We start from the raw sequence: 14,993 nt of genomic DNA, 5'->3' as shown, positions 1-14,993 counted from the left end.
CCGACCATGACCCGTTCATTTCGCGTCCTCTATATCGCGCTGTTTCTCTTGGTGCTGCTGGCCCTGGGCGCCTGGTCGATGCGCAGTTTCTTCGGCTTCAACACCAATGCCGACGCCACCGTGCTCAATGGTCGCTGGACCAAGGCCGTCGAGACGCACTACGACGACCAGTTCCCGATCAAGCGCATCGGCACCAACCTCTGGGCTGCGCTGGACTACAAGCTGTTCAATGAAGGCCGCCCTGGCGTAGTGCTGGGTCGCGATCACTGGTTGTACAGCGACGAGGAGTTCAACCCGGCCGTCAACGAAGACCAGAACCTGGAGGGCAACTACGCCCTGGTCGAAGGCGTGCGCCAGCAGCTCAAGGCCCAAGGCATTCAACTGGTGATGGCGATCATTCCGGCCAAGGTACGCCTGTACCCGGAGCACCTCGGTGAGGTGAAACCGGCGAGCATCCACGCCAACCTGTACCAGGACTTCCACGCCCGTGTCGCCGCCGACCACATCCTCGCCCCAGACCTGCTCGGCCCGTTGCAACAGGCCAAGCTCGGCGGCCAGCAAGTGTTCCTGCGCACCGACACCCACTGGACCCCGGACGGTGCCGAAATCGCCGCCAAGCAACTGGCCAAGGCGATTGCCGCCAAGACCCCACTGAGCGGCGAGCCGCAGCGCTTTGTCACCGAGGCCGAGACAACCGCCCCGCACAGTGGCGACCTGCGTCTGTTCCTGCCCCTGGACCCGCTGTTCGAAAACCTGATGCCGCCCAAGGAGCCGCTGGAAAAACGCGTCACGCGCCTGGCCGACACCAAAGGCGACGACGCGCTGTTCAGCGACAGCGAAACCCCGGTAGCACTGGTCGGCACCAGCTACAGCGCCAACCCCAACTGGAACTTCGTCGGCGCGCTCAAGCAAGCCCTGGGCAGCGATGTCATCAACTACTCCGAAGACGGCCACGGCCCGATCCTGCCGATGCTCAGCTACCTCAAAAGCGATGACTTCAAGAACAGCCCGCCGCAGGTGCTGATCTGGGAGTTTCCTGAACGTTATCTGCCCGTGAACAACGAAATCGGCGATGCCGACCCGCAGTGGGTTGCGCAACTTAAACAAGCCGGTACGCGCCAACAGAACATGGCACTGAACACCCCAGCTAAACACCCAAAATCCGAGACGCCCGAACGGGCGCAAAACTGAAAGAGAGGTAACTCACATGACTTTCACTACGACTCCGCGTCGTCTCGCCAAAACTCTGGCCCTGGCTGCCGGCATGAGCCTGGTATCGATGTCCGCCTTCGCCGGCGACGCAGCCTTGTACGGCCCTGTCGCACCGAAAGGCTCCAGCTTCGTGCGGGTCTACAACGCCGCCAACCAGGAAGTCAGCGCCACCGTCGGCAGCACCAACCTGAGCGAAGTGGCCCCGCTGGCCAGCAGTGACTTCAGCTTTATGCCCGGCGGCGACTACAGCGCCAAGGTCGGCAGCCAGTCCGTGTCAGTGAAACTTGCCGCCGACCACTACTACACCCTGGTCAACAACAGCAGCGGTCAGCCCCAACTGATCGAAGAGCCGCCGTTCAAAAACAAACAGAAATCCCTGGTGCGCGTGCAGAACCTCAGCGACAGGGCCCTGACCTTGAAAACCGCCGACGGCAAGACCGACGTGGTCAAGGCCGTGGCCGCCAAGAGCCGTGGCGAACGCGAAATCAACCCGGTGAAAGTCAGCCTGGCGCTGTACGACGGCGACAAGAAAGTCGGCGACGTGAAGCCGGTAGCCCTGGAGCGTGGTGAAGCAGCGGTGCTGTACGTCACCGGTTCCGGCAGCAGCCTGTCGCCAGTGTGGGTCAAGCGCCCCGTGTCGACCCGCTAAACATTTCTCGGACTGACAGCAACCCACTGTAGGAGCGAGCTTGCTCGCGAAAATCGCCAATGATGACGCGGGCATTCTGGATGTACGCGGTGTCTGGGAGTTCTTCGCGAGCAAGCTCACGCCTACAGAGGACAGAGGCGTCAGTCCGGCCCGAGACAAAAACAAGAGTGAAACGACAAACCTTCGTAGCTCTGACCCAAATCGATTCAAGGAGAAACAGCATGATCCCAGTAATCCTTTCCGGTGGTAGCGGCTCACGTCTTTGGCCGCTTTCCCGTAAACAGTTTCCTAAACAGTTCCTGGCCCTGACCGGCGAGCACACGCTGTTCCAGCAAACCCTGGAGCGCCTGGTATTCGATGGAATGGAATCCCCCATCGTGGTCTGCAACAAAGACCATCGCTTCATCGTCAACGAGCAACTGAGCGTGCGCAAGCTGGAAACCCAGCGCATCCTGATGGAGCCCTTCGGCCGCAACACCGCGCCGGCCGTGGCGCTGACCGCGATGATGCTGGTCAATGAAGGCCGCGACGAGCTGATGCTGGTGCTGCCCGCCGACCACGTGATCGACGACCAGAAAGCCCTGCAACGCGCCCTGGCCCTGGCCACCGTGGCCGCCGAGCGCGGCGAGATGGTGCTGTTCGGTGTACCGGCGACCCGTCCGGAAACCGGTTATGGCTACATCAAATCCACCAACGACTCGCTGTTGCCCGAAGGCGTGAGCCGCGTGCAACAGTTCGTGGAAAAACCCGATGAAAAACGCGCCGTCGAGTTCGTCAAAAGCGGCGGTTATTTCTGGAACAGCGGCATGTTCCTGTTCCGCGCCAGCCGCTTCCTCGAAGAGCTGAAAAAGCACGATCCGGACATCTACGACACCTGCGTGCTGACCCTCGAACGCAGCGCGCAAGACGCCGACACCGTGACGTTCGACGAAGCCACCTTCGCCTGCTGCCCGGACAATTCCATCGACTACGCCGTGATGGAAAAAACCCAACGCGCCTGCGTGGTGCCGCTGAGCGCGGGCTGGAGCGACGTGGGCTGCTGGGCATCGCTGTGGGCGGTCAACGATAAAGACGTCAACGGCAACGTCACCAAGGGCGACGTGGTGATCCAGGACAGCAAGAACTGCATGATCCACGGCAACGGCAAGCTGGTATCGGTGATCGGCCTGGAAAACATCGTGGTGGTGGAAACCAAGGACGCGATGATGATTGCCCACAAGGACAAGGTCCAGGGCGTCAAGCAGATGGTCAACACCCTCAACGAACAGGGCCGCAGCGAAACCCAGAACCACTGCGAAGTCTACCGTCCGTGGGGCTCCTACGACTCGGTCGACATGGGCGGGCGTTTCCAGGTCAAGCACATCTCGGTCAAGCCGGGCGCGTGCCTGTCGCTGCAAATGCACCACCACCGCGCCGAACACTGGATCGTGGTCAGCGGCACCGCTGAAGTCACCTGTGACGAGAACGTGTTCCTGCTCTGCGAGAACCAGTCCACCTACATCCCGATCGCCTCGGTACACCGCCTGCGCAACCCGGGCAAGATCCCGTTGGAGATCATTGAAGTGCAATCGGGCAGCTATTTGGGTGAGGACGATATCGAGCGGTTTGAAGATATCTATGGTCGCTCGACCCCGATTGAGCGCGGTGTGTCGGTGAAAACGATCGCGCAGTAAAACAGTCGTACAAGAAGCCCTCGCCCAGGTCATTGCGTCCCCTATCCGCAGTGGCTTGGGTGGGGGCTTTTTGTTTTTGGGGTTGTGGTGGTGCTGAGGGCCTCATCGGGGGCAAGCCCCCTCCCACATTTGGACCGAGTACATCATTTGGAATGCGGTCGAATGTGGGAGGGGGCTTGCCCCCGATGGCGTCAGCCCAGCCACCTCACATCTCAAGGTAGCCAATCCCACCTACGCTTAAGTTAGGATGCTCGTTCCCTATTCGAGGTGGTCTCCATGTTTTTCGGCGTTCTACTGATCATCACCTGGCTGGTCCTGTTGCTGCGCTACCCGGCCAAGGCACTGCCGGTGTCGCTGGCCGCTGCAGTCGGCCTGGGCCTGGTCGCGGTGTGGGTGGTGTGGCTGGACAATCGCGAAGCGTCGCAACTGGCGCGCCTGGAGCTGCGCATCATCTACGCCCCACAGGACTGCCCCGCCGATCGCCCACTGAAACTGAGCCTGAACAACGGCAACGACGTACCGCTGACCGAACTGCGCTGGCGCGTCGCCGCCTATGCGCCGGGCGACACGATCAACCTGGCCGACAACGTCTACGCCGCCCCGCGCTATCGCGGCCCCGGCGAGTTGCAGGCCGGCGCCACCTGGGACGATTGCCTGCCCACCCCGCCGCTACGCCCTGGCTACCGCCCGCAAACCCTAGAGTTTCGCGCCGAGCATGTGCAAGGCAGCTTCTCGGACTGACAAAGGACTGATCCATGCCCAACGTACTCATCACCGGTTGTTCCAGTGGTATTGGTCGCGCCTTGGCCGAGGCCTTCAAATCCGCCGGCTTCGACGTGTGGGCCAGCGCCCGCCAACCGGAAGACGTCGCCCACTTGTCCGCCGCCGGCTTCAACGCGGTGCAACTGGACGTCAACGACAGCGCCGCCTTGCAACACCTGGCCGAGCAGTGGGGCGAACTGGATGTGCTGATCAACAACGCCGGCTACGGCGCCATGGGCCCGTTGCTCGACGGCGGCACCGAAGCGATGCAGCGCCAGTTCGAGACCAACGTATTTTCCATCGTCGGCGTGACCCAGGCGCTGTTCCCCGCGCTGCGTCGCGGTAAAGGCCTGGTGGTGAATATCGGCAGCGTTTCCGGGGTGCTGGTCACGCCGTTCGCCGGTGCCTACTGCGCCTCCAAGGCAGCCGTGCATGCCTTGAGCGATGCCCTGCGCATGGAGCTGGCGCCGTTTGGCGTGCGGGTGATGGAAGTGCAACCGGGGGCGATCGATACGCGTTTTGCAAAAAACGCCGGGGCCCAGGCTGAGTTGTTGATCAATGAGCAGTCGCCGTGGTGGCCGTTGCGCGACGGTATCCGCGCGCGCTCCCAGGCCTCCCAGGACAACCCGACACCGGCCAGCCAATTTGCCAACCACGTCCTGAAAGCCGTGCAACAACCAACACCGCCGCGGTTATTACGCGCGGGCAACGGCAGTCGAGCGCTGCCGTTGATGGCGGCGTTACTGCCCAAAGGATTATTGGAAAAAGTGTTGAAGCGACGCTTTGGTTTGAATGGGAGTTTATAAATGATCGACTACAGCGACTTTTTCGAAGAAGTGATCCAGACCCACGTCGAGATCGAACAATGGTTTGCCGGGGTTGCGCCCGAGGGCACCTTGCACAATTTGCTGGCGCGCTTCTCACCCGAGTTCAGCATGGTCGCCCCCGCCACCGGCACCCGGGTCAATGCGGCTGGGGTCAATGCCCTGTTCACTCGCCTGGGCGGCATGCGCCCGGGGTTGAAAATCACCTTGAGTGAAATGACCGGGATTGACCGCCATGCGCGGGGTGCCACGGTGACGTACCGCGAACACCAGGTCGATGACAGCGGCACCCGGACCGATCGCCGCGCCACCGTGGTGTTCGAGAAGCAGGCCAGCGGCGCGCTGCTATGGCGCCATCTGCATGAGACATTTATCAAGGCTTAACGCGGTCAATTGTGGGAGGGGCAAGTCGAATCGTCGCACCGCCCCTCCCACCTTTCAGTTCGGCGTTTGGTTGACGATCACCGTGCAGGTGATGCCGGCCGCCAACAACACGCCTTCCGGCACTTCATCGATATGAATCCGTACCGGCACCCGTTGCGCCAGGCGCACCCAGTTGAAGGTCGGGTTCACGTCGGCGATCAGCTCGCGGCTCTCGGGATTGTCGCGGTCGTAGATGCCACGCGAGATGCTTTCTACATGCCCTTTCAACGTCTCGCCGCTCATCAACTGCATATCGGCTTTATCACCGACTTTGACGTGGGGCAGTTTGGTTTCTTCAAAGAAGCCATAGACCCAGAACGAGTTCATATCGACCACGGCCATCTTGGCTTCGCCGATGCGCGCGTAGTCACCGCGATGCACGTTGAGGTTGGTGACGTAGCCGTCGACGGCCGCCACGACTTGAGTGCGTTTCAAATTCAGTTCGGCGGCTTCCAGTTGTGCCTGGGCGTGCTGGTAGTCGGCCATGGCCGCGTCGGCGATGTTGCTGGCATCGTCGCGATTTTCCTTGGAGATCACCAGCGCGTCGAGGTCGGCGCGGCGGTGGGCGTTGTCCTTGCGCATCTCCCAGGTGGCTTTACGTGATGCGACAAGGGCTTGCGCCTGTTTGACGGCGAGGCGGTAGTGCTCGGGGTCGATCTGCATCAGCAGGTCGCCCTTTTTCACCAACTGGTTGTCGCGCACCGGCACATCGACCACTTCGCCGGTGACGTCGGCGGCGACGTTGATGATGTCGGCGCGCACGCGGCCGTCGCGGGTCCAGGGCGTTTCCATGTAATGCACCCACAGCGTGCGGCCAATCCAGATCGCCAGAGCCAGTACCAGCAAGGTCGCGAGCAGGCTGAAAAACTTTTTCATCGGGGCATTCTCAACGGTAGACGGTCAGCGCCAGGGCGCCGAACAGGCAAACGAACAGGCTCAGGCGCAGCAACGCCGGGTGCCAGAAAAAACGGTACAGGTCGAACCCGGCCAGGAAGCGGTCCAGCGCCCAGGCCAACCCCGCCGCGATCAAAAACATCAGGGTCATGGTCGGCATGTAAATGCCGTGGAACGCGATTTCACGAGGCATGCCCAGCTCCTTTCAACATAAGCGCGCCTTGGGGCTTGTAGGCCGCCAGCGGCGATTGCGGGTCCAGCAGCGAAGTACGGATAAAGTGCAGGTAGCTTTTCACCCGGCGCAGGGCCGAGGTATCGAAGTGCGGCGCGAAGGGTTCGTCGGTGGCCTGCACGCGGCTGATCGCGTGGTCGACGGCAATCAGCCCGCGCTCCAGGTTGCTGGCGCTGGGTTGCAGGAACAGGCGCACCAGGGAGCGGCCCATCACGCGGATCGCCTGGCGCCAGGGCTGGGATTCGGCATAGGCCGGGTGGACCGGCAGGATCGCCTGCTCCTTGCGCAGTTCGATGATCGCGTGGCCGACTTCCAGCACCACGAACATCCAGCGCAGCAGGTTGCGTTGCACTTGCGGCTGGCCGACGGCAAGGCCGTAGGCCTGGTGCAGCAGGTCGCGGGTGCGGCTTTCGAAACTCGACGCCAAGCCCTTGAGCTTGCCGCTGATCGCGTACACCACTTGCTCGCGCAGGTCCTGTTCCAGGCGGCGCCACAACCAGCGGCTGTTGGGCGGCAGGATGATCGCACCCGCCGCCGCGCACACCAGCATGCCGATGATCATGGCGATGTAGTCGTTGATGAAGGTGTAGGGGTTGTAGACCGTGAGGTTGTCCGGCACCGAACCGGTGCTGAAAAAGATCAGCAGGCCCACGCCGACCCCGGCGTATTGCGGGCGTGAGGCGAGGAAGGCACCAAGGATGATCACCGGCGCGAGCATCACGCACAGCAGCGGGAAGCCGTCGATCCAGGGAAACACGAAAAACATTTCGACGAAGCCCACCAACGCCCCGATCAAGGTGCCGCAGGCCATCTGGAACGCCATGCGTTTGGGGTTCGGCGTGGCGGCGGACAGGCCGACGGTGGCGGCGGCGATCATGGTCATGGTCGCGCCGCTGGGCCAGGCGGTCGCCACCCAGTAACTGCCGAGCACGATCAGGATGAACGACGCCCGCACCCCCGAGGCCACGCAGGCCAGCCAGTTGGTTTTGGGGATGAAGGTTTCGTCCCACTGTTCCCGCGCATGGCTGTGATCGGCCAGGGAGGCGTGGGTCTGCGCGTAGTTGTGCAGGTCATCGACGAAGCGGTAGAGCAATTCGTAGGCGGTATGAAAATCCAGCTGCTCGGCTTCGCTCGGGTTGCCTTCCTGGAAGATCGCTCGCAGGCTGCGGACCTTGGCGGGCAAGCCGTCCTTGTAGACGCTCAACTGGGTGACCAACCGCGCCGCGTCGGGGCTGGTGAGGGCGCGGCCGGAGAACCCGTCGAGCACTTCGGCCAAGTCCTGCAAACCCGGTTTGATTTCAGCGACGACGTGGTCTGCGGCATCGGCACGCAGGCGTTCGAGCAACTGGTGCAAGGCGTTGAAGCGCGTGGTGATGCTCATGAACTCGCTGTTGAGGCGGCTGAGCCGGCCGTTGCGCCGACGCATGTGCGGGTCTTCGAACACGGTGAGGCTGCGCAGGCCTTCCAGGCCGACGGCTTCGGCGATAAAGCGCACGTTGGTGCTTTCGAAGTTCTCGCGCTGGCTGCGCCCACGCAAGCCGTCGGTGACGAACAGCGCGAACACGCCAAACCGCTGGTACAGCGCGTTGCGCATGGCCGCACTGGAGGTCTGCGGCAGGATCGCTGCGCTGACCAACGTGGAGACGAGAATCCCCAGGGAAATTTCCAGCACGCGCCACACAGCCGCCATAAACGCTCCGTCCGGGTGGGCCAGGGACGGCAGGCCGACCATCGCGGCGGTGTAACCGGCGAGCACAAACCCATACGCGCGAAAGTTGCGGTTGCGCGTGGCGCCGGCGGTGCAGAGACCTACCCAGATCGCCAGCGAGCCGAGGAACAGCTCGGTGTTCTGCGCAAACAAGGCGATCAGAAACACCATCGCCGCCGACCCGGCCAAAGTACCGAGGAAGCGATAAAAGCTCTTGACGAACACCTGGCCGCTCTGCGGTTGCATCACGATAAACACGGTGATCATCGCGGTGCGCGGTTGCGGCAGTTCCAGGCGCATGGCCAGCCACAGCGTGACGAACGCGGCGATCAGCACCTTGAAGATGTACACCCAGGTCACGCCATCACTGCGTGCCCAGTCGAAAAAGCCACGGCGCCACTCAAGGGAATACAGCCAGCGCAGCGGTGCAGGCAAGGGAGTCATTAAATCCTACTCAGTGATCAAACACGGCGAGCGCCGCCGGGGTTTTGCTCGGGACAGTCTTGGTAGCTTGCGGAACATCGTTGCCAGCGCCAAGCCCGCCGCCCAGGGCGGTCACCAGGTCGGCATGGGCCGTTAGACGCGCGGCCTGCACCTGTTGCTCGACCTGCTGCTGGCGGAACAGCAGGGTCTGGGCGTTCAGCACATTGAGGTAGTCCGTGAGGCCGCGCTGGTAGGCGATCATCGCGATGTCGTAGGTTTTCTGCGCCGAGGCCACCGATTCCGCGGCGAAGCCCTGTTGCTTGTTCATGGATTCGCGACGGATCAACTGGTCGCTGATGCCCTTGAGTGCGTTGACCAGGGTCTGGTTGTAATGCGCCACGGCGACGTCATAGCCGGCGCTGGCTTCACCCAGTTCCGAACGCAGGCGGCCGCCGTCGAAGATCGGCAGGGTGATGGCCGGGCCGACGCTGTAGTTGAGTTTCTTGCCGGTCAGAAAGCTCAGCATGCCGCCGCCGGTGGCCACGTAGCCGAGGCTGCCGACCAGATCGACGTTGGGGTAGAAGCCGGCGTGCGCGACATCGATGCCACGCGCCTGCGCTGCCACCTGCCAGCGGCTGGCGACCACGTCCGGGCGCTGGCCGAGCAATTGCGCGGGCAAGCTGGACGGCAATTTAAGCGGCGCGCCGAGAGATAAGGTCGGACGTTGCAGGTGCGCGCCCTCGCCCGGGCCTTTGCCCGCCAATGCCGCCAACTGGTTACGGCTCAGGGCGATCTCTTCGTCCAGGGCATCGAGCTGGCGATGGGTCTCGGGCAACGGGGTTTCGGCCTGGCTTACATCGAAATGCGTACCGATGCCCGCGTTCAGGCGTTTATTCGCCAAATCGAGAATCTGCTGTTGCTGGGCCAGCGTGGCCGCGACGATATCGCGGTTGGCGTAGTGCAGCGACAGCTGGATGTAGGCGCGCACCACGTTGTTCTGCAGTTCGAGCTGGGCCTGGCGTGCTTCGGCCGCGCTCATGTGCGCCAGGTCAACGGCACGCTCGGTGGCGTTGCTTTCACGGCCCCACAGGTCGAGGGCGTAGCTGAAACCCAGGGAGGTATTGTTGTCCCAGGTGTTGGCACCGCTCAATGCACCCGGGCCGTAGAACTGATCGTTCGGCCAGTTGTGGCGTTTGAGGGTGGTGTCGCTGTTGATCTGCAACGACTCGGCCGACTCGGCAATCCCGGCCATGGCCCGCGCTTCACGCACACGTGCGGCAGCCATGGCCAGGCTCGGGCTGTCATGGGTGGCGAGTTCGACCCAACGGTTGAGTTGGGGGTCACCGTAGACCTGCCACCATTGTGCGGTGGGCCAGTGGGCGTCCCGGGCGGCGCTCTGAATCGCCTCGTCGGTGGCCAGGGTATTGGCGTTGAGGGCCTGGTCTTGGGGGGCGATTCCTCCGGTTCCGATGCAGCCGCTGATTGCTAACGATAAGGCCCAAACACTGAGAGTCTTCAGCTCTCTGCTGATGCGACGCGGCACTGCTGCGAATTCCTGAGGTGGGTGATGCGGGGTAGGTGGCACAATTCTAGGACGCAAGGGGAATGGCGATAAGCTGGTATTCCTGTGAATCTTTATTACCGTTCAGGCGATAATCCCTTCGTAGGGATCACTGGTCTACGTAACTTTCTGTCACAATTTGTCATCTCCCTTGAGAACACCCCATGGACACTTTGCAAAACATGCGCGCTTTCAGTTGTGTGGCCGAGGCCGGCAGCTTCACCGCCGCCGCCGCACAACTGGACACTACCACCGCCAACATCTCGCGCGCGGTCTCCAACCTTGAGGCCCATCTGCAAACCCGCTTGCTCAACCGCACCACCCGCCGCATTGCGCTCACGGAAGCCGGTAAACGCTATTTATTGCGCTGCGAGCAAATCCTGGCCTATGTCGAGGAAGCCGAGGCCGAAGCCAGTGACGCCCACGCGCGCCCCTCCGGCCAATTGAAAGTGCACACCATGACCGGTATCGGCCAGCATTTCGTCATCGACGCCATTGCGCGCTACCGCCGCACTCACCCGGACGTGACCTTCGACCTGACCCTGGCCAACCGCGTGCCGGACTTGCTCGATGAGGGCTACGACGTGTCCATCGTGCTGGCCAGCGAACTGCCGGACTCGGGCTTCGTGTCCCAGCGCCTGGGCATCACCTACAGCATCGCCTGCGCGTCGCCGGACTACGTCAAGGCCAAAGGCTGCGCGCAACGGCCCAACGATTTGCTCAACCACGCCTGCCTGCGCCTGGTCAGCCCGGTCGTCCTGCTGGACAAATGGAGCTTCAACGGCCCCGACGGCCAGGAAAGTGTCGCGATCAACACATCACCGTTCCTGGTGAACTCGGCCGATGCGATGAAAACCGCCATCACCAGTGGCATGGGCGTCGGCCTGTTGCCGGTGTACGCCGCCATCGAAGGCCTGCGCAACGGCACGCTGGTACGGGTGATGCCCAACTACCGCTCCCAGGAACTGAACCTGTACGCCATTTACCCGTCGCGTCAGTACCTGGATGCGAAGATCAAGACCTGGGTGGAATACCTGCGCGGCTCGCTGCCGGAAATTCTCGCGGCGCATCAGGCTGAGTTGGTCGCGTATGAGTTGAGCGGCAGCCTGGGCGGCGTGCGGTTGGCGAACTGAAACTGACCGCTCCGACGCAGAGAACGATCATTACGGAGCTCACCTACACCAGACCAGGAAGCGTCTGACTTTTCGCTTCATCCCACCCTCCCTACCGTGGCCCTTCCTGAGGATTACAAAGGGATATATCTGGGATGGAGCGCTTTCACATCACGGTAGGGGACAGAACCACAGCTGGCGGTATCGTGCGCAGCGGTAGCGATCTCAGCAGCATTATCGACCAGGCTCAAGCGTGCGAAGGCGATCAGGTCTATTGCCCTGCCTGCAAAACAGTCGGCGTTATCGTCTGCGAAGGGCCACGGCTGGTAGATACAATAAACGGTGTCAACACGGCCTTGGACGGCGATATCTGTCGCTGCAAGTGCGACCCGCCGCCTCGGCTGATTGCCCATCAGACCATCAGCTCACAGATTATTGACGTGGCACCGCCCGCCGCGCAGCCTCGAAGCCGTGCAGCAGCACCAGAACCCACTAAAAGTGCGTCGCCTTCTGCTGCCAAATCCCCGCAGACGCCGCTCTCAACAAGCGTCAACAAAACGCCTGCGCCAACCTGCGAAAACCTTTGGCGTCAGTACCAGGACAGAGCCGAAGCTATCGTGGCACCCAACGGTGTACTGATCGCCGATCCCAAGGCGCGTAACCGCGCCATCAACTCAGCCTACGCCCAACTGTGGCGTGCGGACCCACGCTTTCAGTGGGCGGGCCTCGCGGCGTTCGCCTCCAAGCAGGTGGGCTGTGGATTGCTGCATGCGGCGCAATCAATTGAAGGCATTCAGGCTGAACATGAGGCACAAGAGCAACTGAAGAGAGATGCAAGAAAAGGTTTCTGGGGGCTGTTCAGCACTGAAGAGCGTGAACGGCGCACCAAGCTGGGCGAGTACGAACAGCGCCAACGCGACTATGAACAGGCCCGGCGCAACAACCCGGTGCCCGGTATCGACTGGCGGCAAGAGCAGGAACCGTTTTCTGCGGTACAGCAGCTTTACCAGCATGTGTACGAAATGATGGCGATGGGCAATACCACGCTGTTTTTAGATGTGTATGCGCTGCATTTGTTTTTTAGGGAGCGGGGGTTGGCGGAATTGGAGACGTGCTTGCCTTTACGCGCGAACATTTACGGGAGTGGCCATTCGGTGCTATGGCCGGTTGGACACCGGACGTTGAAATTCGGAGAAAGCTATAACGAAATCTTGCAAGCGTTCCAAGCTATCGAAGTCGACGATATCGCTGAAGGCGTTGTTTATCTGGCTTGGCACGAACAGCGTAATATCCTCCAACCAACCCTCTACAGCGACACAAAACTGGTCAATCTGCTGCGAGCCAACCATCTATCCTACGTTACAGGCATACCCTCCGGCGTCGCGCAGGCAATTGAACTGACGCTGACCAGCCAGTGCAGCCCAACCCATGACGGGCGTAGCGTCAGCTTCAGCAACTCCCCTTTCGCCGACCTGTCCGATATTCAACAACGCATGACTTTTGTGCTCAAAGCTGCAGCCCGGTTCAACGAGCTACTGCAAAGCGCCGAACGCATTCGTATCGAACAGTCTATCGACGACATCGCCTTTGGCAGGAACCTGCAATGAGCCGACTGGCGACATTAGGCTGGCGACGTGGCGTGCTCGGGCTGGTCATTACCTTATTACTGGCATGGACGGCGGCCCGCCTAAACGCAGACGATCCCGAAATCAGGCTGCTACTGGACGAACCTTGGGAAGAGATGCGTCGACGCTCCAGCGCGGATATCGACCCGGCGATTGCGGGGCACTACTGGGGGAGACAAACAAGGACTGATGCCCGCCTTCGTTTTATGGATCCTCAATACGGATTCGTGACGCCATTGGCTAGATTTTTTAGCATAAGTTTCGGCGAAGAACGCGTCACAGGTGTACGAATGTCCCCGCAAATCGAACCCTTACTGCTCGATGACACGCTCAAGGTCGTATTGGACTTACAGGAGCAGTGGCGCAAGGGTGGCTGGATACCCATTCATGAAAAGAGCGATCCGCCTTTCGCCGATACTCTGCAGTGGCGTGATCAGCTACGAGACGTGATGGGCGGTGGAACATCTTACTGGCAAGTAGCTGATCAATATCAGGTCATGCTGGTAGTCAATCGATTCAAGGATGATCGACACCCCACAGAAGAGCGCTATCTTATCAAGTTGGCCTTGGCAAACCCTTGGGTGCAACCATGAGCTTGAGCACAAACCGGCGACGTGGCGTGCTCGTGCTGGTCATCATCTTATTACTGGCGTGGTCAGCAATCAGCCTCTACGCCGACGAACCTGAAATCGCAGTGATGCTTGGCGAGCCATGGGAGGACATGCGCCAGCGGTCCAGTGCAGAAATCGATCCCGCCATCCCCGGAACATTTTGGGGGAGGCAAACGCGTACCGATGCACGCCTTCGCTTCATCGATCCTCAATATGGTTTTGTGACGCCAATGGCACGTTTTTTCACGGTGGCATTCAATCGCGAGCGGGTAGAGAACATTACGATGTCCCCTCAAGTAGAACCTTTGCTGCTGGATGACACACTCAAGGTTGTAATGGACCTACAGGGGCAATGGCGCAAAGGCGGATGGATTCCCATCCGGGTCAATTACAACCCGGAGCTGGCCGATACGCCTGAGTGGCGTGCCAAACTGAGAGATTCTGACGGTGGCGGGACGTTCTATTGGCAAGCAGGTGATCAGTATCAGCTGATGGTGGGCGTTCGTCGCTTCCATGACTACCGAAACCCCGACGAAGAGCGCTACCTAATCACTTTCCAACTGGCCACCCCGTGGGTGCAACCATGAGCTTGAGCACAAACCGGCGACGTGGAGTGCTCGGGCTGGTCATCATCTTATTACTGGCGTGGTCAGCGATCAGCCTCTACGCCGACGAACCTGAAATCGCAGTGATGCTTGGCGAGCCATGGGAGGACATGCGCCAGCGGTCCAGTGCAGAAATCGATCCCGCCATCCCCGGAACATTTTGGGGGAGGCAAACGCGTACCGATGCACGCCTTCGCTTCATCGATCCTCAATATGGTTTCGTGACGCCAATGGCACGTTTTTTCACGGTGGCATTCAATCGCGAGCGGGTCGAGAACATTACGATGTCCCCTCAAGTAGAACCGTTGCTTCTGGATGACACACTCAAGGTTGTAATGGACCTACAGGGGCAATGGCGCAAGGGTGGCTGGGTGCTCATTCATGAAGCGAGCAACCCGGAGCTGGCCGATACGCCTGAGTGGCGTGCCAAACTGAGAGATTCTGACGGTGGCGGGACGTTCTATTGGCAAGCAGGTGATCAGTATCAGCTAATGGTGGGCGTTCGTCGCTTCCATGACTACCGAAACCCCGACGAAGAGCGCTACCTAATCACTTTCCAACTGGCCACCCCGTGGGTGCAACCTTGAGCAACAACTGCGATGTGGCGTGCTCGGGCGGGCCATTACCTTACTACTGGCATGGTCGGTGATCCGTTTATTGATCGTTCCCACGCTCAGCG

15 protein-coding genes are annotated in these 14,993 nt (G+C 61.0%); 11 read left to right on the top strand and 4 right to left on the bottom strand.

Translation table 11 applies throughout. The annotated features are described in order from the left end of the window. The first annotated feature begins 6 nt into the window (after positions 1–6). The 6 genes from ACP7CJ_RS00270 to ACP7CJ_RS00245 all read left to right on the top strand — a co-directional run bounded on the left by ACP7CJ_RS00270 (position 7) and on the right by ACP7CJ_RS00245 (position 5,504). Positions 7–1,191 (top strand): alginate O-acetyltransferase, encoded by a 1,185-nt coding sequence (locus tag ACP7CJ_RS00270; protein ID WP_426099705.1) that lies wholly within the window; start codon positions 7–9, stop codon positions 1,189–1,191. 16 nt (positions 1,192–1,207) lie between these two features. Then, positions 1,208–1,861 (top strand): alginate O-acetyltransferase AlgF, encoded by a 654-nt coding sequence (locus ACP7CJ_RS00265; protein WP_247403357.1) that lies wholly within the window; start codon positions 1,208–1,210, stop codon positions 1,859–1,861. 221 nt (positions 1,862–2,082) lie between these two features. Beyond that, positions 2,083–3,534 (top strand): mannose-1-phosphate guanylyltransferase/mannose-6-phosphate isomerase, encoded by a 1,452-nt coding sequence (locus ACP7CJ_RS00260; RefSeq protein ID WP_276196592.1) that lies wholly within the window; start codon positions 2,083–2,085, stop codon positions 3,532–3,534. A 276-nt stretch (positions 3,535–3,810) separates the two neighbouring features. After that, positions 3,811–4,275: a multidrug transporter gene (locus ACP7CJ_RS00255; protein WP_276196591.1), complete on the top strand. Its 465-nt coding sequence runs from the start codon at positions 3,811–3,813 to the stop codon at positions 4,273–4,275. 14 nt (positions 4,276–4,289) lie between these two features. Next, positions 4,290–5,102, top strand: a complete 813-nt coding sequence (locus tag ACP7CJ_RS00250; RefSeq protein ID WP_426099706.1) for an SDR family oxidoreductase — start codon at positions 4,290–4,292, stop codon at positions 5,100–5,102. Beyond that, entirely contained in the window at positions 5,103–5,504 is a 402-nt protein-coding gene (locus ACP7CJ_RS00245) for a DUF4440 domain-containing protein (RefSeq protein ID WP_276196589.1), read from the top strand. Between the two features lie 54 nt (positions 5,505–5,558). Here the strand turns inward: ACP7CJ_RS00245 and ACP7CJ_RS00240 are convergent, their stop codons facing one another. From ACP7CJ_RS00240 to ACP7CJ_RS00225, 4 genes are read right to left on the bottom strand one after another with little or no spacing between them, the layout of a single operon-like run. Beyond that, on the bottom strand, positions 5,559–6,419 hold the full coding sequence (locus ACP7CJ_RS00240; protein WP_426099707.1) for an efflux RND transporter periplasmic adaptor subunit: 861 nt from the start codon (positions 6,417–6,419) through the stop codon (positions 5,559–5,561). Between the two features lie 10 nt (positions 6,420–6,429). Continuing rightward, the gene (locus ACP7CJ_RS00235) at positions 6,430–6,630 is read right to left on the bottom strand and encodes a DUF1656 domain-containing protein (protein ID WP_071486049.1); all 201 of its coding nucleotides are present in this window, start codon (positions 6,628–6,630) and stop codon (positions 6,430–6,432) included. Next, complete coding sequence (locus tag ACP7CJ_RS00230) at positions 6,620–8,821, bottom strand: FUSC family protein (protein ID WP_276196587.1); 2,202 nt, start codon at positions 8,819–8,821, stop codon at positions 6,620–6,622. Before ACP7CJ_RS00230 ends, ACP7CJ_RS00235 begins: the two co-directional genes overlap by 11 nt. Before the next feature lie 10 nt (positions 8,822–8,831). Beyond that, complete coding sequence (locus ACP7CJ_RS00225) at positions 8,832–10,343, bottom strand: efflux transporter outer membrane subunit (RefSeq protein WP_426099708.1); 1,512 nt, start codon at positions 10,341–10,343, stop codon at positions 8,832–8,834. 182 nt (positions 10,344–10,525) lie between these two features. On the opposite strand from ACP7CJ_RS00225, the gene ACP7CJ_RS00220 reads away from it, so the two are divergent. The 5 genes from ACP7CJ_RS00220 to ACP7CJ_RS00200 all read left to right on the top strand — a co-directional run bounded on the left by ACP7CJ_RS00220 (position 10,526) and on the right by ACP7CJ_RS00200 (position 14,901). Next, positions 10,526–11,494 carry a LysR family transcriptional regulator gene (locus ACP7CJ_RS00220; RefSeq protein WP_276196585.1) on the top strand — a complete coding sequence of 323 codons (969 nt, stop codon included), beginning with the start codon at positions 10,526–10,528 and terminating at the stop codon, positions 11,492–11,494. A 134-nt stretch (positions 11,495–11,628) separates the two neighbouring features. Further along, on the top strand, positions 11,629–13,080 hold the full coding sequence (locus ACP7CJ_RS00215; RefSeq protein WP_426099709.1) for a PAAR domain-containing protein: 1,452 nt from the start codon (positions 11,629–11,631) through the stop codon (positions 13,078–13,080). After that, positions 13,077–13,691 carry a hypothetical protein gene (locus ACP7CJ_RS00210; RefSeq protein WP_426099710.1) on the top strand — a complete coding sequence of 205 codons (615 nt, stop codon included), beginning with the start codon at positions 13,077–13,079 and terminating at the stop codon, positions 13,689–13,691. The genes ACP7CJ_RS00215 and ACP7CJ_RS00210 overlap by 4 nt, the downstream gene beginning before the upstream one ends. Beyond that, complete coding sequence (locus tag ACP7CJ_RS00205) at positions 13,688–14,296, top strand: hypothetical protein (protein WP_426099711.1); 609 nt, start codon at positions 13,688–13,690, stop codon at positions 14,294–14,296. Before ACP7CJ_RS00210 ends, ACP7CJ_RS00205 begins: the two co-directional genes overlap by 4 nt. Next, positions 14,293–14,901 (top strand): hypothetical protein, encoded by a 609-nt coding sequence (locus tag ACP7CJ_RS00200; protein ID WP_247400094.1) that lies wholly within the window; start codon positions 14,293–14,295, stop codon positions 14,899–14,901. The genes ACP7CJ_RS00205 and ACP7CJ_RS00200 overlap by 4 nt, the downstream gene beginning before the upstream one ends. The last annotated feature ends 92 nt before the right edge of the window (positions 14,902–14,993 follow it).

The organism is Pseudomonas sp. PSPC3-2 (assembly GCF_049897085.1).
Taxonomy (GTDB): Bacteria; Pseudomonadota; Gammaproteobacteria; order Pseudomonadales; family Pseudomonadaceae; genus Aquipseudomonas; species Aquipseudomonas paraveronii.
This window is presented reverse-complemented; position numbering and strand designations above follow the sequence as displayed.